This is a genomic window from Listeria aquatica FSL S10-1188, assembly GCF_000525795.1.
GTDB classification, from domain to species: domain Bacteria; phylum Bacillota; class Bacilli; order Lactobacillales; family Listeriaceae; genus Listeria; species Listeria aquatica.
On record NZ_AOCG01000012.1, the window covers coordinates 172,729 to 190,546 of the forward strand.

The window sequence follows — 17,818 nt, forward strand, 5'->3', positions numbered from 1 at the left end:
TTTAATACTTAAAAGCGTTTAAGTTAAAAAGATATGGTGACAAATCTATTGATATCATCTATAATGAAGGATAATTATTGATGTGAAAAGAAGGGCGGAAGAAAATGGTGAATAACAATTTGGATACATTACGTGATCAAGTCGATCAATTAAATTTAGAATTACTTTCTGTGATCAACAAACGAGCTAATCTTGTTCAAGAAATCGGAAAATTAAAGGGTGTGCAAGGCTCACTTCGATTTGATCCAGTCCGCGAACGCGAGATGCTTAATCAAATTGTGGAAGCAAACAATGGACCATTTGAAGATTCGACAATTGAACATTTATTTAAAGAAATTTTTAAAGCAGGTCTTGAGCTTCAGGAGGATGATCATTCGAAAGCACTCCTCGTTTCTCGGAAAAATAAACAAGAGGATACGGTAGTCTCTGTAAACGGACTTGAAATTGGAAAAGGAGAACCGGCTTTTGTATTTGGACCTTGTTCTGTTGAGTCTTATGAACAAGTAGCAGCTGTTGCAAATTCTATTCGAGCAAAAGGACTGAAACTTATTCGAGGCGGCGCATTTAAGCCACGAACTAGTCCATATGATTTCCAGGGACTTGGATTAGAGGGACTGAAAATTTTAAAACAAATTTCAGATGAATATGGTCTTGGCGTCATTAGTGAAATTGTAACGCCTAAAGATATTGAAACAGCGCTTGATTATGTGGATGTAATTCAAATTGGTGCGCGAAACATGCAAAACTTTGAGCTGCTCAAAGAAGCGGGGCGTGTTAACAAACCGATCTTACTCAAACGAGGTTTATCAGCAACTATTGAAGAATTCATTGGGGCTGCTGAATATATCATGTCTCAAGGCAATGGCGAAATTATTCTTTGTGAGCGTGGTATTCGTACGTATGAAAAGGCCACTCGAAATACACTTGATATTTCTGCTGTACCCATCTTAAAAAAAGAAACGCATCTTCCGGTTATGGTCGATGTTACACATTCAACGGGACGTAAAGATCTACTACTTCCATGTGCGAAAGCAGCCTTAGCAATTGGGGCAGATGGGGTTATGGCTGAAGTTCACCCTGATCCTGCCGTTGCTTTATCAGATGCAGCTCAACAAATGAACTTACCAGAGTTTGATTTGTTCTGGGAAGAGATTCTAGCTTCTAATCTTCTTCCAGTCAAAACGAAATAAGCCTTAAGAAGTTGTCTGTTTTAGGCAACTTCTTTTTAAATAAAAAAAGAAAGCGATTTCATATTAAAAAGGACTTTTTAAATAGGAGTCTCATGCGTATTTGGTATGAAAATTAATGAAAAACAGAAGCGATTTCAATTGCATAACAGCTCAAAGTATCGTATCATAGGAAGAAAGGTTGAATGATGACGGTTACACGAAGTAAGGAGCTTATCGTTTAAATACCAATAGTATGGAGTGTGAGTAGAGATGAATGTAACAATTTATGATGTAGCACGTGAAGCAAACGTTTCAATGGCAACAGTATCTCGAGTGGTAAATGGAAATCCAAATGTGAAGCCTGTTACACGTAAAAAGGTGTTGGATGTTATTAACCAACTAGGATATCGTCCGAATGCGGTAGCAAGAGGCCTTGCAAGCAAGCGGACCACAACTGTAGGAGTAATCATTCCGGATATTTCCAATGTATTCTATGCTGAGCTTGCTCGGGGAATTGAAGATATTGCAACCATGTATAAATATAATATTATTTTGAGTAGTTCAGATGAAAATGAAGACAAAGAGTTACAAGTGTTGAATACCCTGTTAGGTAAACAAGTAGATGGTATTATTTACATGGGCGAGAAAATTACAGGGCAACTACAAGAAGAATTTAATCGTTCTCCTGTTCCTGTTGTACTCGCTGGGGCAATTGATATGAAACAGAACTTAGCTTCAGTGAATATTGATTATTTAGAAGCAACGAAAGCAGCAGTAGAATTGTTTATTCAAAATGGACATAAACAAATTGCTTTTGTAACAGGTTCACTTGAAGAGCCTGTAAATCGCGAATTAAAGTTAAAAGGCTATCAAGAAGCGCTTAAAAAAGCTGGTATTAGTTACAATGAGAATTATGTCATTGAGGCAGATTATGATTACAATTCTGGAGTTCGCGCTTTTGAGCAACTCAATCAATTAGAAAAGCGCCCAAATGCTGTGATTGTTACAGATGATGAACTCGCAATTGGTATTTTAAATACAGCACTAGATGCAGGTGTTAAAGTTCCAGATGAATTAGAAATCATGACAAGCAATAATACCAAATTAACACTTATGAGTCGTCCACAACTTTCCACTATTGTACAGCCGCTTTATGACATTGGAGCTGTAGCAATGCGTCTTTTGACGAAGTTGATGACAAGTGAAGAAGTTGAAGAAAAAACCGTTGTTCTTCCGCATAGTGAGAAACTTCGTGGTACGACGAAATAAATTGTAGCTTGACGAAAAGAAAAAGTCTATGCTATAAATAGATGATAGCTTAATAATGTAAATGACGAGGAACGGACGAAGTAGACTGTTTATCCCTTTTTGAGAGAGCCGGTGGTTGCTGCAAATCGGTAAATATAAACGGTGCGAATTACATCCTGGAGTCAAGTCACGCAGGAAATGGCGTGAACGGTTAAAGCCGTTATGGAATGAAGTGAAAAGTTGGGTGGTACCACGTTTAAACACGTCCCTTCGCTCTTATAAAAAAGAGCGGAGGGCTTTTTTTATTTCAAAAAAAACGAGAAAGAGGGGAATTTGATGAATATTATTGATGAATTAGAATGGCGTGGAGCCATTTATCAGCAAACAGATGAAAGTGGGTTACGTGAACTTACGGAAAAAGAATCTATTGCGCTTTACTGCGGAATTGATCCAACAGGAGACTCGATGCACATTGGTCATTTAATTCCATTCATGATTTTACGGCGTTTTCAAGATGCAGGGCATCGTCCGATTATTTTAGTCGGAGGAGCAACGGGGACGATTGGGGATCCAAGTGGAAAAAAAGAGGAGAGGAAGCTTCAGTCGCTTGAACAAATCAATAAAAATGTTGAAGGACTAAGAGCACAGCTTGGGCAAATTTTCGATTTTGAAGGAAACTCAGCTGCTACGATGGTGAATAACTATGATTGGACGAAAGATTTGTCCATTCTTGATTTTTTACGAGATTATGGGAAAAGTTTTAATGTAAATACGATGCTTGCTAAAGATATTGTACAAAGCCGACTGGAAGCCGGGATATCTTTTACTGAATTTGCTTACCAAATTCTTCAAGCAATGGATTATAATCATTTATATGAGTTTCATGATTGTCGCTTGCAAATTGGTGGGTCTGATCAGTGGGGAAATATTACAGCTGGACTTGATTTGATTCGTAAAAAGCAAGGAGAAGATGCGAAAGCTTTTGGTCTTACAATCCCACTTCTTACAAAGGCTGATGGAACAAAATTTGGGAAAACGGAAGGTGGCGCCATTTGGCTTAACCCAGAAAAAACAACGCCTTATGAATTTTATCAATTTTGGGTAAATACGGATGATCGTGATGTCGTAAAATACTTGAAATACTTTACTTTTTTAACAGAATCAGAAATTGCTGATCTTGCTAAACAAGTTGAACAAGAGCCACATCTTCGTGCAGCTCAAAAAACACTAGCAGCTGAAATGACGAAATTTATTCACAGCGAAGAAGCGCTCGATACAGCTATCAAAATTTCAAAAGCGCTTTTTAGTGGGGATATCCGCGATTTAACAGCAGATGAAATTGAACAAGGATTTAAAGATGTGCCAAGTTTTGACGCACAAAAGGAAGAAAAAAATCTAGTTGATTTCTTAGTTGAGCTTGGAATCGAACCTTCGAAGCGTCAAGCACGTGAGGATGTTTCAAACGGGGCGATTTACTTGAACGGAGAACGAGTTCAAGATCTAGATAAGATTATTACAGAAAGTGATCGCATTGAAAACCGTTTTACGATTGTTCGCCGTGGGAAAAAGAAATACTTTTTAGTTCGTTATTAAAAAAACAAGGAAACTGATTTCGACTCAGTTTCCTTGTTTTTTTAATGCATTAATTTAATTGACTTGCTGCCTTTTTAGGAAGTTCTTTTTTTGTAACTTCTTCATAAGAAGTCACGCCCTTATCTTTTTTATAGTAGATGTGGAGATAAGCTCCAATGCGCAAGTTTTTTTGAGCAGTAAACTTGAGCTGTTTGGTTTTACCGTTCTCATCATAGCCTGTTAATGAATATTCATAATCGGTAAAAGTTTCACCATCCGAAGCTTTTTCAGTTACCGGTTTACCTTTTTTTTTCAATGGCAACATAGTAATCCTCAGTCCCGATACGATTATAATTTGTAAAATAATAGCCAAGTGCAAATGCGAGTCCTAGGATGATGATGGCTACAATGATTATTACGGTAATCATTTTCTTCATTGTTTTGCCTTCTTTCATTTATAAGATAATTATAGTATAAAGGGTTTTACAGATAAAATCCCGTGTTAGAGGTGACAAATCAGTGGTGTCAACTTACAAATTTGTCATTTAAAAACGAAAAAGACTTTGCTATGAAAAGCAAAGTCTTTTTTGAAACGATATGAAGAATTAACGAGAATAAAATTCAACGATAAAGGCTTCATTAATTTCAGCAGCAAGTTCTGCACGTTCAGGAAGGCGGTTTAAAGAACCTTCAAGTTTGTCAGCGTCGAATGTCACGTATTCAGGCACAAAGCTTGATACTTCAAGACTTTCAGCGATAGACGAATTTTTAGAAGATTTTTCGCGAACAGAAACTACTTGGCCAACAGAAAGTTGGTAAGAAGGAATATCAACGCGTTTTCCATCTACTAAGATGTGACCATGGTTTACAAGTTGACGAGCAGCACGACGAGTGCGAGCAAGTCCCATACGGTAAACGACATTATCAAGACGTTGTTCAAGGAGAATCATGAAGTTTTCACCTTGTTTACCTTGAAGTTTTCCTGCTCTGTTGAACGTGTTTTTAAATTGACGTTCAGTTAGTCCGTACATATGACGCAATTTTTGCTTTTCAGCTTGTTGCAAACCATATTCAGACATTTTTTTTACGTTGATTAGGACCATGTTGTCCTGGAGCGTACGGACGACGCTCAATTTCTTTACCTGTTCCAGAAAGTGAAATCCCAAGACGACGGGAAACTTTCCAGCTTGGACCAGTATAACGAGCCATTAAGTGACTCCTCCTTTAATTTGTTTTTAGCATAAAAACAAACGAGCACGACGTAGAGAGAGGGCAGTTCACCTTTAAATATCTTCACCTTAGCAGCCGCAGGGTTACACAATATTCCACGACAAGAGTCGGGGGTGAACAACGATCTTTCTCCAGCATTCATACAAGCTGCGTTTTACACAAAGTCTAGTATAGTATAAAATTGCTTGATTTGTCAATGAATTTCAGTAAGAAGAGCTTCGCAAATTTGTTCCAAATATAACTTGTCTGTTTCATCAAACCGGCTGATGTTTGGGCTATCGATATCAAGAACTCCGATAAGCTTTCCTTCTAAAACAAGGGGGACGACAATTTCAGAACGACTTTGTGCGTCACAAGCTATATGTCCTGGAAAAGCATTAACATCTTGAACGATGTAAGTTTTTTGATCTTTTGCAGCATTCCCGCAAACACCTTTACCAAGCGGAATGCGTATGCAAGCGGGTAGCCCTTGAAAGGGACCGAGAACAAGTTCATCCTGTTCTTGTTCAAATAGATAAAAGCCTACCCAATTAATTTGATCAAGCGCTTGATTTAAAAGTGCCGAGAGATTGCTTAAATTGGCGATAAGGTTTTTTTTCTCCGCTAATCAAAGCTTTTGCTTGCTTTAAGCAAAGAGTATAAATTTCTTCTTTTGTCCCTTGAAATTTTGGAATTTCAATCACTTTTACAACACCACTTTCGTATAAAAATAAGTGCTCAAATTATAGCATATTCTGAGTCTGACTAACAGTTCAAAAACTTTTTTTCATTTTTATGAGACAAGAGAAGTAAAATTCTATAAATCGTGGTAAAATAGACCATGTGTATTGTGTACATGTACCGATAAAATATAAAAGAGGGCTTTATCTATTTTTATTAAAGAAAAAGACACTAGTTGGATCGGTAATAAGCAGATGGGAGGATTTTGAATGTTTTATTATATTTTAATCGGTTTTATCGTGGTGATCATCGCCCTTTTTGGTACCGGATATTGGCTGAAAAAGAAACATTCGACGAGGATTGGGGAACTAGAAGCAAAGTGTGAGCACTTGCGTGATCTTCCGGTGATCGATGAACTTTCGAAAGTAAAAAAATTAAAGTTGACTGGACAAACGGAAAAATTGTTCGAGTCATGGCGCAGTTCTTGGGACGAAATCTCGACCAAATTATTTCCAGATGTAGAAGAAGTGCTTTTAAACGCAGAAATGAACATCAATCACTACCGATTTGGTTCAGCTACTCAAGATGAGAATGATTTAGAACAAATGCTTGTCACGATTGAAAATCAAATTAATCAAATCTTGAATGGGCTGCGAGAGCTTTTAGCCAGTGAAGAAAAAAAATGCGCTTGAAAGCCGTGCAACTAAAGAAAAACTTGCCGAACTACGACGCTTCATCTTGACACATGGGTTCAAACTTGGAAAGGCTCAAAATGCCTTTGAAAAGGAACTTGATGAAATTCAGGCAGAAATCAATCAGTATGATACACTAACAGATCAAGGAGATCACCTTGAAGCACGTGAAGTGATTCTAGCAACGAAAATAAAAATCACTTCACTAGATGAAGAAATGGAACGGACGCCAAAACTTCTGCATGAAGCTGAAAATACGGTGCCAAGTGAACTTGTAAAACTTGAAGCTGGTTACGCAGAAATGCTTGCAGAGGGCTACTACTTAGAACAACTTGGCATTCAAAAAGAAATGGAACGACTGAAAAAACAAATAGATAAGATTAAAGAAAAGCTTTCTCAACGCGAAATTGATGCTGCTGAGTCTTTGATTCATGAAGTAAAAGTCGAAACAGATTTGCTCTATGATACGTTAGAAGGTGAAGTGCACGCTCGGTCATTTATTCTTGAAAATAAAGAAAAAATTGCTGAAAAACTCGAAAAGCAAGAACAAGTTTCGGAAAAAACTTTCTGAGCAAATTGCGGAAGTTAAAGGGACTTATCATATTTCTGAAGAAGAACTTGCGGCTTATTTAAAAAACACAAGCCTCTCTCGCAGAACAAAAGGAAAACTTCGCCCGTGTTAGTGCTTTACAAAAAGAAGCGGCTATTGCATATTCAGCTATGCAAGACACCCTTCGTGAAATTGAAGCAGAACTTGCTGAAATTGCTGAAAAACAAGATGCGATTGGGGAAGATTTGCGTTCACTTCGTAAAGACGAGCTAGAAGCACGAGAAGATGCGGACGAAATGAAACGCATTTGTAATCAAATCGAGCGGAATTTATCACGTGCGCGTCTACCTGGGATTCCTGAAGAGTTTGCTTCATTACAAGAGCATTTCTTAAACTCGGTAGAAAATATGGAACAGTCTCTTGTCGAACGACCTCTGAATATTAAGTCTGTCGCGAAAAATCGGCAAATCGCTAAAGAGGATTTGGCACATTTACAAGAAAAAGCAGAGGATATTTTAGAGAATGCTAAATTTCTTGAGGCGGTGGTTCAGTACTCGAACCGCTACCGGATGGACTACCCTGAGCTTGCAGAAAGCTTAAATAAAGCTGAACGACACTTTTATGGAGATTATAACTATAAAAAAGCATTAGAAATTGCAGTTACTGCACTTGAAAAGGTAGAACCTAGTGCATTTAAAAAGATCGAAAAGGCATTTGAGCAAACAAGTGAGCATGAATAAGAATGGCGCAGGTTAATCAAAAACCTGCGTCCTTCTTTTGCGTGCTTGACAGCTTATGTTAAAATAGGAAAGGTAAGTTTTAGGAGGCGGCTTTGAAACATGATTTATTTAGATAATAGTGCGACAACAAAACCTTATTCTGTTGTTTTAGAAACCTATACAAAAGTAGCAAGCCGCTATTTTGCGAATCCTTCTTCGCTACACGCTTTTGGTCAAAAGGTTCGAGAACTCCATGAAGAAGCGCGAAAACAAATAGCTCAGTTGCTAGGTGTACACAGTGATGAACTTATTTTTACGTCAGGTGGAACGGAAAGTAATAATTTGGCACTCAAAGGAATAGCCCATCGTTATAAAAACCGGGGAAGACATTTAATTACAACTCAGGTGGAACATCCTTCTGTTAAAGAGGTTATGGGGGAACTGGAAAAAGAAGGCTTTACTGTTACCTATCTTCCTGTTGATGAACAGGGGGTCATTCGGGTGAGTGATTTTGAACATGCTTTACGTGAAGATACGATTCTTGTTTCGGTGATGCATGTTAATAATGAAGTAGGGAGCATTCAGCCTATCCAAGAAATTAGTAACCGATTAAGCAAGCACCAAGCTTTTTTTTCATGTGGATAATATTCAAGGAATGGGAATGTGTGAGCTTGATTTAAATGGCATCGATTTATTGTCGGTTTCGTCGCACAAGTTACACGGATTATGTGGCACGGGACTGCTTTATAAGAAAAAAGGGATCGAGCTTCATTCTGAAATGTTAGGTGGTGGGCAAGAAGGAGGAATTCGTAGCGGGACTGAAAATACTGCAGGAGCGGTTGCTTTTGCAAAAGCACTTCGTCTTGTGCTCACTGAAAAAGAAAATAAACTTAAAGATGTGCTTGCCATTCGAGACTATTTATTGCAAGAACTAAGCCAAATTGAGGGAATTCATGTGCACTCTAAGAAAGCTTGCATGGCTCCCCATATTCTTTGTCTCTCTGCTAGGGGACACAGAGGGGAAGTGCTCGTCCATGCTCTTGAGCAAAAGGGAATTTTTGTTTCCACAACAAGCGCCTGTTCATCAAAAGCGAAATTGGCAAGTAGCACTTTAAAAGCTATGGGCGTTTCTGATGAAGAGGCAACAGGTGCAATCCGGATTAGTTTGGGCTATGAAAACACTGATGCTGAAGCAGAGCAGTTTATCGTAGCTTTTCGAGAAGTACTAGAAAAAATAAACGAAGTGGTGAAATAATTGGAATTTGAACGCATTTTAATTCGCTATGGTGAATTATCAACAAAAGGAAAAAATCGCAAACAATTTGTAGCACGGCTTGCAGCTAATGTAAGACGTGTTGTTAAGGATATGCCAGATATAACTGTTTACGGAGAGCGTGACCGGATGCAGTTGTTTTTGAACGGGGCTCCTGTTCAACCCGTTTTAGACCGGTTAAAATCTATTTTTGGCATTCAATCTTTTAGTCCGGTTATCAAAACAGCGCTAGACGTTGAAGAAGTGAAAGAAGCTGCTTTTCAACTTGTGAATGACACTCATCAGCCTGGTGGTACTTTCAAAGTGGCTGCAAGGCGTGGGTATCGAGATTTTCCGCTTGATTCAAATGAATTGAATCAAGAAATTGGAGCAGCCGTTTTACGACGAATCCCTGATCTTGCCGTCAATGTAAAACAGCCAGATATCAAACTGAATGTTGAAGTGCGTGCAGACGGCGTTTTTCTTTCTTCACAGATCATTCAAGGCGCTGGGGGGCTGCCTGTTAGTTCGTCAGGAAAGGCTATGCTCATGCTATCTGGAGGAATTGATAGTCCAGTAGCTGGTTATTTAGCAATGAAGCGAGGCGTTGAGGTGGAAGCCGTCCATTTTCATAGTCCGCCTTACACGAGTGAACAAGCTAAACAAAAAGCGATTGATCTGACACGAAAAATCGCTAAATATAGTGGTCAAATACAGATGCATGTAGTACCATTTACTGAAATTCAAGAGATGATAAAAAAACAAATTCCAGAAGGATATGTCATGACAGTAACAAGACGGCTTATGCTTCAAATTACTGAGGAACTTCGCAAGAAAAGAAACGGACTTGCTATTGTAAACGGGGAGAGTCTTGGACAGGTTGCTAGTCAAACACTTGAAAGCATGATCGCGATCAATGATGTCACAACGACGCCTATTATTCGTCCTGTTGTGACAATGGATAAAAATGAAATCATCGATATTGCGAAATCCATCGATACTTTTGAACTTTCTATCCAACCTTTTGAAGATTGTTGCACGATTTTCACACCTGCATCTCCAAAAACTAAGCCTAAACTCGACAAGGTCAAATACTATGAAAGTTTTATCGATTTTTCAAGTTTGATTGAGAAAGCCTTACAAAAAGTTGAAACGTTTTCTGTAGATGTAACTCAAGAACAAACAATAAAGGATGAGTTCAAAGACTTATTTTAATCCAGAAAGAGAGACGAAAATGGAAAAATTAAAGCAGTGGTTAATTAACACATTTCCTTGGTACACAGAAAATTTACACAGTATTTTAATGTACCTTGTTATGGGCGGAATCACAACTCTGATCAATATTGTAAGTTTCTTGGTTTTTTGCGTCCTTTTTAAACTGGGACTACCGAGTTGCAAATACGATTGCATGGATTTTATCGGTGCTGTTTGCCTATCTAACTAATAAAAAATATGTGTTTGAAAGTTATACTCCCACTTGGAAAGATAAATTAAGAGAGGCGAGTTCATTTTTCGGGTTCAGATTCTTGACTTATTTGATCGATATGCTCATGATGGTAGTCTTCATCAGCATGATGCACATCAATGAAACTTGGTCGAAAATCTGGGTCAATGTGATTGTCCTTGTTTTGAATTATGTGTTCAGTAAATGGATCATTTTTAAAATCCAAAAAAAATAATATCTTGAATTTTTGCTTGTAAAAAACTCGAAGTCATTTGATTATGACTTCGAGTTTTTCATTTAAAGGAAATTTCGTTTTACTTTATCCCAGAAGGAATTATCAGGTAGTTTAATAATATTGATGAAGCGATCGCCTACTTCGAGATGAATGTCGTGCACATGCTGGATACTTAACGCTTCACTGTCCATTCCGATGAGCGGGAATTCATTATTTTCATCCGATCCAATTTTAATATGGAGCTTTCGTTTTGGACTTAAAACAAAAGAAGAGCCAAGCGTTCGAAACCGATTATTGTTTAAGGAAGCTAGTTCACTGACCTGCATGGATGGAAGCAAAGGATCGATGATTGCTCCGTTTACTGATTTATTATAGGCTGTGCTCCCTGTTGGAGTGGCGATCACCATGCCATCACCCCTGAAAGTTTCGAAATGTCGCTCATTGATGAAAATATCCATTGTAAGGGTTCGAATGATAGAAGAACGAATATTAAATTCATTCAGCACATAAAAAGCCTTGGTATTGTTCACTGTACCATAAATTGTTGGATAACGCCTAACGAGCCAGCGTTCTTCAGATGCCGCTTTCATAATTTCTTCTAGCTGATGAATGTGAAAATCACAATATTGTCCAAGTTGCTCAGTCAAGGCAATCCCAGCGTATAAACAGTCTTGACGAAAATGTGTTTCTCGAACGGATTTTAAAAATGCACCATCTCCACCAATGCTAATGATTACTGTAGCTTTGGTATAATCTTCCGTAAGTTGATACCCGTAATCAACCGCTAATTTTTTTGAGGTCTCTAGCGATTTGATGAAGTTCTTCCGTTTTACGATATGAAAAATGAAAAATTTGTTTGGACATTTGGAGCTCCTCCTTTATTGAAAGCCTTTCTTTAATTTTAACATGCTTTTTACAAATTTACCTTTCAAATCATTGAGGCAGAATGTTCGCTTTCAGTGCGGTTTTTTTCTACAATGGAGAAGGAAAAGATTTTTTGGAGGAGGAGAATGGCATGGCTAATGTTACTTTTAAAGGTGAAAAAATGACGCTTCTTGGAACAGAACAAAAAATGGGAAATCAAGCACCGGATTTTACGGTTTTGAATAATGATCTTGAGCCAGTTTCTCTGCATGATTATGATGGAAAGATCCGTATTTTAAGTGTCGTTCCTTCGATTGATACAAGTGTTTGTTCCGCGCAAACTAGACGATTTAATGAAGAAGCCGGGGGACTACCCAATACAGTTGTTTTGACTATTTCGGTTGATCTACCTTTTGCGCAAAAAAATTGGTGTGCTGCTTCTGGTCTTGACCACGTTATTACACTTTCTGATCACAAAGATCTTTCGTTTGGGAAAGCTTATGGTGTTGTCATGGAAGAATTGAGGTTGCTTGCACGCTCTGTCTTTGTTGTGAATGCAGCGGGTGAAATCGTTTACGCTGAATACGTAAGTGAAGGGACAAATCATCCTGACTACGAAAAAGCAATTGAAGCTGCTAAAAAGGCTTAATTATAGAAAAAAGCTTCTCGTTTTTAACGGGAAGCTTTTTTCTGTATTATTTTTTTAGAAAAACTGTACTATAAAAGAGGTGCTTTTTTAAGAAAAAGCTTTCAAGGTATGTGGAAATACGTTATAATAATTTTGGTGTTAAATGATGAAAATTCGAGGTGTTCGCTTTGGCTAACGAAACAACCACAAAAGTTTTTCAAGTTCTTGATGAAACAGCGATCATTTTACAAAATGCTCTTGAAATGAGTTATTTAGAAGCTGTTTACGAAACAAGTGAAAACCTTTTTCAAAATGAAGTACTACAACAAGATGAGCTAACAGAAGAGCAAGTAGCGAATTTAGCTGAAAAGTACCATTCACTCAACTTGGAAGATTATTCTTCTGAAGAAATTCGAAAGGGGTTTCAGCTGGCGCTCTTAAAAGGTATGAAGCATGGCATTCAAATGAATCACCAAATGACGCCTGATTCAATCGGCTTCATTTTGGCTTATTTGGTGGAAAAAGCATTAGAAGGACAGAAACAAATCGCATTACTAGATCCTGCTGTTGGCACGGGAAACTTACTAACAACGGTCATCAATCAACTTAAACTGCGTGGCGGTGCTGAAATTAAAGCAACTGGCATAGAAGTTGATGACTTGCTAATTTCTCTTGCTTTTGTTGGTTCAGATCTCGAAAAAGTAGATATGACACTTCTTCACCAAGATGGTCTTGCTAATTTGCTGGTTGATCCAGTTGATGCCGTTGTAAGCGATTTGCCGGTCGGCTATTATCCGAACGATGAACGTGCAGAAGCATTTGAACTGAGACAGGAAAGCGGGCATTCCTTCGCACACTTTTTGTTTATCGAGCAAGGCTTACGTTATACTAGACCAGGGGGCTATTTATTTTTCATAGTTCCAGAAAATATGTTTGCAACAGATGACTTTGCTAAGTTGGACCGATTTATAAAAAAACATGGTTTCTTAGAAGGAATCATCAAATTACCAGAAAGTCTATTTCAAACTGAAAATGCAAGAAAAAGCATCTTGATTTTGCAAAAAGCTGGAGAAGGAGTACGTGCACCGAAAGAAGTGTTGCTAGCTAATTTAACCTCACTCTCAGATCCGCGATCGACAGCGCCAATTTTGGCACAAATTGAAAAATGGTTTCAAGAGAACAAACAAGAAGGGAATTGAAAAAAACAATGGAAAAAACAATTGCAATTAATGCAGGGAGTTCTTCTCTGAAGTTTCAACTTTATGATATGCCAAGTGAGGAAGTTATTACAAAAGGAATCGTCGAACGAATTGGTCTTAAAGATTCAATCTTCTCGATTACTGTGGATGGGGAAAAAATCACAGAAACAACGGATATCCCTGATCATGAAGTAGCTGTAAACATGTTACTAGATAAGTTGATCTCACACAATATCATCCAATCGTATGATGAAATTACAGGCGTTGGCCATCGTGTTGTACATGGTGGTGAAAAATTCCCTGAGTCTGTTTATATTGACGATCAAGTGATTAAAGATATTGAAGCTCTTTCTGAGCTAGCCCCTCTGCATAATCCAGCGAATGCCACTGGAATTAAAGCTTTCAAGAAAATTTTACCTAACATTGTTTCAGTTGCTGTTTTTGACACGGCTTTCCACCAAACAATGCCACCATCGAGCTATTTGTATAGTTTGCCATACAGCTACTATGAAGATTATGGTATTCGAAAATATGGTTTCCACGGTACGAGTCATAAATATGTTTCTGAAAGAGCTGCGGAACTACTTGGTCGTCCGGTCGAAGAACTTCGTTTAATTACTTGTCACTTAGGAAATGGAGCAAGTATTGCAGCTATTCAAAACGGGAAATCAACAGACACTTCGATGGGCTTTACACCACTTGCTGGTGTTTCAATGGGAACTCGTTCAGGAAATATTGACCCAGCTTTGATTCCATTTATTATGGAAAAAACAGGAAAGACTGCTGAACAAGTACTTGATGTCTTAAATAAAGAATCTGGTATGCTTGGAGTTTCTGGAATTTCAAGTGATCTGCGTGATTTAGAAGAAGCAGCGTCTAAGGGCAATGAACGTGCAGATTTAGCGCTTGAGGTCTTTGTGGATCGTATCCATAAATATATTGGTTCTTATGCAGCGCGTATGAACGGTGTTGATGCAGTCATTTTCACTGCGGGAATTGGTGAAAATAGTTCTTTCATTCGTGAAAAAGTCTTACATGGTCTTGAATTTATGGGCGTATATTGGGATCCTGCTTTAAACCAAGTTCATGGGGAAGAAGCATTCTTGAATTATCCGCACTCTCCAGTTAAAGTGATTGTCATCCCAACTAACGAAGAATTAATGATTGCTCGCGATGTTGAGAAAATTAAAAAAGAACGAGCATAATACTTAAAAACCTTCCTTATGGAAGGTTTTTTTATTTGTTTTTTACATAAATGAATTTTACTTTTGTTTATTAATATGATAAACTTATTTTGGGATCGAGGTGAGAATGTGGATCTAAATAAACGAACCTATCAAGAAGTGAAACAAGGATTTTATCAACAAAAAAAACCAATTTCTCTGCAATTATTGTGAGAAAAAATTTGAAGAAGGTCAGGTTTATTCTTTCTCTGGGAAACTCTATGAGGCTAGTCAAGCGATAACGGAACATATTTTGAAGGCTCACGGTGGTAATGCGACCATTCTTAGAGAAGAGCCAAGTAAATATAATACGTTGACAGAAAAGCAAAAAAACGTTACTAAAAGCATTTAGTAGCGGAGAAAAAGATGCTCAAATAGCACTTGAATTAGAACTTTCTGCTTCAACAGTTCGACACCAGAAATTTACTTTCCGAGAAAAAGCCAAGCAAGCGAAGCTCTATCTTGCACAATATGAGAATACGTTTGGAACTGGGGAAGAGACCTCATTTTTCCCCATTCCAAGTAAAGCAAGGAATTTAGATGATCGCTTTACAATAACGGAGGAAGAATCTGCCCAAACGTTAAAGTCCTATTTTGATTTCAGTGAGGGAGTAGTTCTTAAACGTTGGCCTAAAAAGCAAAAGAAAATTATTATTCTCTTAAATCGTATTAAAGAGGAGCTTACTCCGAATAAAATTTACACGGAGAAAGAAATCACGCAATTATTAAAGGTTATTTATTTTGATCCGGTTACTTTGCGCCGCTATTTATTTGATTATGGATTTATTGGCAGAACGCCAGATGGAAAACAATATTGGTTAGAGGAATCTTAATTTTCTTGCCCCTTGAGTTAAAGGAGAAAAAGTATGGATGCGAAAAGAAAAAAAAGAATTACAGCAGCAATATAAAGAAATGAAAACTTATTATGGAGTTATTCAGTTAGAAAATGACCAAAATGGAAAAATCTTTATTGATACGGTTCCGAATCTTAAAAATCGCTGGTCGTATTATGTGATGTCTTTAGATTCCAACCGTCATCCCAACAAAATGCTCCAAGAAGAGTGGAATATTTTTGGAAAAGAGCATTTTAAGTACCACGTATTATTTGAAAAGCCTAATACAGATGTTACAGATATGAAATTTGAGCTGAAGCAGTTGAAGAAAAAGTGGCTAGAAAAATTGCAACCTTTCGACGAACGAGGCTATCATAAAATTGAAGAATTGGATAAATAAAAAAACGAAGCACTAGGCTTCGTTTTTATTTTAAGTTGTAAGTATGAAGTTTAGTTGTATTCTGGTTCTTCATTCCGAACAACTAATACATCACAAGGGGAGTGGCGGATGACATATTCCGAAACACTTCCGATAAGTAAACGTTCAACCGCATTTAAACCAGTTGCGCCACACATGATTAAATCTGCTTGGAAGGCACTAGCTGCTTCTTTTGTGATCGCAGTTTTCGGAGAACCGTATTCAATATAAGTTTCAACTTTAGAAACGCCATCTTTCATTGCATCTTCTTTGTAGCCATTTAAAAGTTCATCTGCATATTCCGTTGCTTTGTCTGCCATGCTTGTATCATAGTTGGCAACAGAAGAAAAAGCTCGTGTATCAATGACATGGACTAAACCAAGCGCACCATCATTTCTTTTAGCAACTTGAATGGCTTTTTTAAAGGCCTGTTCAGCTTCTTTTGATCCGTCAACAGCTACAAGAATACGTTTATACTGTTGTAACATAAAAATCCCTCCCAAAAAATCTATTGAATACTTATATTTTACCCCTTTTTCGTAGAAACAACCATTAAAAACTGGAAAAATTTAAAAAAATATTGGAATTAAGGCTTTTTGGGAAACTAAAAATATTCCATTCAAAAAAGTTGGAGTAAACGATCCTATATGTTTGTGCAATTTAGGTATTTTGTGTTAATATACGAATGTAAGCGGTTAACTAAGGGCCTTAGTACCCACAAAAGGAGAGGTTTTTCATGATTATCGGTGTACCAAAAGAAATTAAAAACAATGAAAATCGCGTGGCAATGACTCCAGCTAGTGTTCTTTCATATGTGAATGCGGGACATACAGTTATGGTTGAAAAGGGAGCGGGTGAAGGCTCGAATTTCCATGATGCAGATTACAAAGAAGCAGGGGCACAAATCGTTGAAACAGCAAAAGAAACTTGGGCGGCTGAAATGGTTGTGAAAGTAAAAGAACCGATTGCTTCTGAATATCAGTATTTCCGTGAAGGATTACTTCTTTTCACTTATTTGCATTTGGCAAATGAACCTGAATTGACGGAAGCGCTAGTCAAAAATAAAGTCAATACAGTGGCTTATGAAACAGTTGAATTAGATGATCATTCGCTTCCGCTACTAACACCAATGAGTGAAGTAGCTGGGCGCATGGCTACACAAATTGGAGCACAGTTTTTACAGAAGATAAACGGAGGAATGGGGGTTCTTCTAAGTGGCGTACCGGGAGTTGAACGAAGCAATGTAACCATTATCGGCGGCGGTGTTGCGGGGACAAATGCTGCAAAAATTGCTATCGGACTTGGCGCTAAAGTAACTATTTTAGATTTAAACTTACACCGTTTGCGCGAACTTGATGACATTTTTGGTACCGATGTCACAACTTTGATGAGTAACGATTTCAATATTGAAAAGTGTGTCAGAGAATCTGACTTAGTAATTGGAGCTGTTTTGATTCCTGGCGCTCGAGCACCAAAGCTTGTTAAAGAACATATGGTACAACAAATGAAACCAGGTGCTGTTCTTGTTGATATTGCAATTGATCAAGGAGGCATTTTTGAAACGTCAGATCATGTCACAACGCATGATAATCCGACTTATGAAAAATTCGGCGTTGTACATTATGCAGTTGCGAACATGCCAGGTGCTGTTCCACGTACGTCTACGATGGCGTTAACCAATGCAACACTTCGCTACGGGCTAAAATTGGCAAATGAAGGATTAATCAAAGCTGTAACGAACGATTTCCATCTTTATAAAGGGGTCAATACGTTTGAGGGAAATGTAACTTATCAAGCTGTTGCAAAAGACTTAGGTTATGAATATCATGAACTGAGCGCACTTATGAATGCGCCAACGAAATAAAAAAATTAAAAAAAAGGG

The 17,818-nt window shown here is 37.8% G+C and carries 16 protein-coding genes, 4 pseudogenes and 1 other annotated feature; of the genes and pseudogenes, 13 read left to right on the forward strand and 7 right to left on the reverse strand.

Features of this window, described 5'->3' with window-relative positions:
• The first annotated feature begins 104 nt into the window (after positions 1-104).
• From MAQA_RS09890 to tyrS, 3 genes are all read left to right on the forward strand, one after another.
• Positions 105-1,190 (forward strand): bifunctional 3-deoxy-7-phosphoheptulonate synthase/chorismate mutase, encoded by a 1,086-nt coding sequence (locus tag MAQA_RS09890; protein ID WP_036073523.1) that lies wholly within the window; start codon positions 105-107, stop codon positions 1,188-1,190.
• 249 nt (positions 1,191-1,439) lie between these two features.
• Complete coding sequence (ccpA, locus tag MAQA_RS09895; protein WP_036073526.1) at positions 1,440-2,438, forward strand: catabolite control protein A; 999 nt, start codon at positions 1,440-1,442, stop codon at positions 2,436-2,438.
• 58 nt (positions 2,439-2,496) lie between these two features.
• Positions 2,497-2,690: a binding site (T-box leader), on the forward strand.
• Between the two features lie 63 nt (positions 2,691-2,753).
• The gene (gene tyrS, locus MAQA_RS09900; RefSeq protein ID WP_036073529.1) at positions 2,754-4,010 is read left to right on the forward strand and encodes a tyrosine--tRNA ligase; all 1,257 of its coding nucleotides are present in this window, start codon (positions 2,754-2,756) and stop codon (positions 4,008-4,010) included.
• Between the two features lie 49 nt (positions 4,011-4,059).
• On the opposite strand, the gene MAQA_RS09905 is transcribed toward tyrS, so the two are convergent.
• The 5 genes and pseudogenes from MAQA_RS09905 to MAQA_RS09915 form a co-directional block, all read right to left on the reverse strand.
• Positions 4,060-4,305 (reverse strand): YxeA family protein, encoded by a 246-nt coding sequence (locus tag MAQA_RS09905; RefSeq protein WP_241463190.1) that lies wholly within the window; start codon positions 4,303-4,305, stop codon positions 4,060-4,062.
• The gene (locus tag MAQA_RS15720; protein WP_241463191.1) at positions 4,289-4,426 is read right to left on the reverse strand and encodes a hypothetical protein; all 138 of its coding nucleotides are present in this window, start codon (positions 4,424-4,426) and stop codon (positions 4,289-4,291) included. The genes MAQA_RS09905 and MAQA_RS15720 overlap by 17 nt, the downstream gene beginning before the upstream one ends.
• 168 nt (positions 4,427-4,594) lie before the next feature.
• Positions 4,595-5,092 carry a 30S ribosomal protein S4 gene (gene rpsD, locus MAQA_RS09910; protein ID WP_052008564.1) on the reverse strand — a complete coding sequence of 166 codons (498 nt, stop codon included), beginning with the start codon at positions 5,090-5,092 and terminating at the stop codon, positions 4,595-4,597.
• Positions 5,061-5,198 (reverse strand): hypothetical protein, encoded by a 138-nt coding sequence (locus MAQA_RS15725; RefSeq protein WP_241463192.1) that lies wholly within the window; start codon positions 5,196-5,198, stop codon positions 5,061-5,063. The genes rpsD and MAQA_RS15725 overlap by 32 nt, the downstream gene beginning before the upstream one ends.
• Before the next feature lie 214 nt (positions 5,199-5,412).
• Positions 5,413-5,902: pseudogene (locus tag MAQA_RS09915) on the reverse strand (GAF domain-containing protein).
• Positions 5,903-6,148: 246 nt separating this feature from the next.
• Here MAQA_RS09915 and MAQA_RS16440 point away from each other — a divergent pair.
• From MAQA_RS16440 to MAQA_RS09935, 4 genes and pseudogenes are all read left to right on the forward strand, one after another.
• Positions 6,149-7,861: pseudogene (locus MAQA_RS16440) on the forward strand (septation ring formation regulator EzrA).
• A gap of 99 nt (positions 7,862-7,960) precedes the next feature.
• Positions 7,961-9,095: pseudogene (locus tag MAQA_RS09925) on the forward strand (cysteine desulfurase family protein).
• On the forward strand, positions 9,096-10,307 hold the full coding sequence (gene thiI, locus MAQA_RS09930; protein ID WP_036073532.1) for a tRNA uracil 4-sulfurtransferase ThiI: 1,212 nt from the start codon (positions 9,096-9,098) through the stop codon (positions 10,305-10,307). It begins immediately after the preceding pseudogene.
• 19 nt (positions 10,308-10,326) lie between these two features.
• Positions 10,327-10,771, forward strand: a pseudogene (locus tag MAQA_RS09935) (GtrA family protein).
• 62 nt (positions 10,772-10,833) lie between these two features.
• Here the strand turns inward: MAQA_RS09935 and MAQA_RS09940 are convergent.
• On the reverse strand, positions 10,834-11,616 hold the full coding sequence (locus MAQA_RS09940; protein WP_036073534.1) for an NAD kinase: 783 nt from the start codon (positions 11,614-11,616) through the stop codon (positions 10,834-10,836).
• 170 nt (positions 11,617-11,786) lie between these two features.
• Here MAQA_RS09940 and tpx point away from each other — a divergent pair, with 170 nt between their 5' ends.
• From tpx to MAQA_RS09960, 5 genes are all read left to right on the forward strand, one after another.
• Positions 11,787-12,284 (forward strand): thiol peroxidase, encoded by a 498-nt coding sequence (gene tpx / locus MAQA_RS09945; protein WP_036073752.1) that lies wholly within the window; start codon positions 11,787-11,789, stop codon positions 12,282-12,284.
• Between the two features lie 167 nt (positions 12,285-12,451).
• On the forward strand, positions 12,452-13,462 hold the full coding sequence (locus MAQA_RS09950; RefSeq protein ID WP_036073536.1) for a class I SAM-dependent methyltransferase: 1,011 nt from the start codon (positions 12,452-12,454) through the stop codon (positions 13,460-13,462).
• Between the two features lie 8 nt (positions 13,463-13,470).
• Positions 13,471-14,667, forward strand: a complete 1,197-nt coding sequence (locus MAQA_RS09955) for an acetate kinase (protein ID WP_036073754.1) — start codon at positions 13,471-13,473, stop codon at positions 14,665-14,667.
• A gap of 572 nt (positions 14,668-15,239) precedes the next feature.
• Positions 15,240-15,518: a DUF2087 domain-containing protein gene (locus MAQA_RS16650; RefSeq protein ID WP_420911945.1), complete on the forward strand. Its 279-nt coding sequence runs from the start codon at positions 15,240-15,242 to the stop codon at positions 15,516-15,518.
• A gap of 37 nt (positions 15,519-15,555) precedes the next feature.
• Entirely contained in the window at positions 15,556-15,918 is a 363-nt protein-coding gene (locus MAQA_RS09960; protein WP_036073539.1) for a GIY-YIG nuclease family protein, read from the forward strand.
• Positions 15,919-15,968: 50 nt separating this feature from the next.
• On the opposite strand, the gene MAQA_RS09965 is transcribed toward MAQA_RS09960, so the two are convergent.
• Positions 15,969-16,424 (reverse strand): universal stress protein, encoded by a 456-nt coding sequence (locus tag MAQA_RS09965; RefSeq protein WP_036073543.1) that lies wholly within the window; start codon positions 16,422-16,424, stop codon positions 15,969-15,971.
• Between the two features lie 248 nt (positions 16,425-16,672).
• Between MAQA_RS09965 and ald the strand changes: the two genes are divergently transcribed.
• Entirely contained in the window at positions 16,673-17,800 is a 1,128-nt protein-coding gene (gene ald, locus MAQA_RS09970) for an alanine dehydrogenase (protein WP_036073545.1), read from the forward strand.
• Positions 17,801-17,818 lie beyond the last annotated feature (18 nt).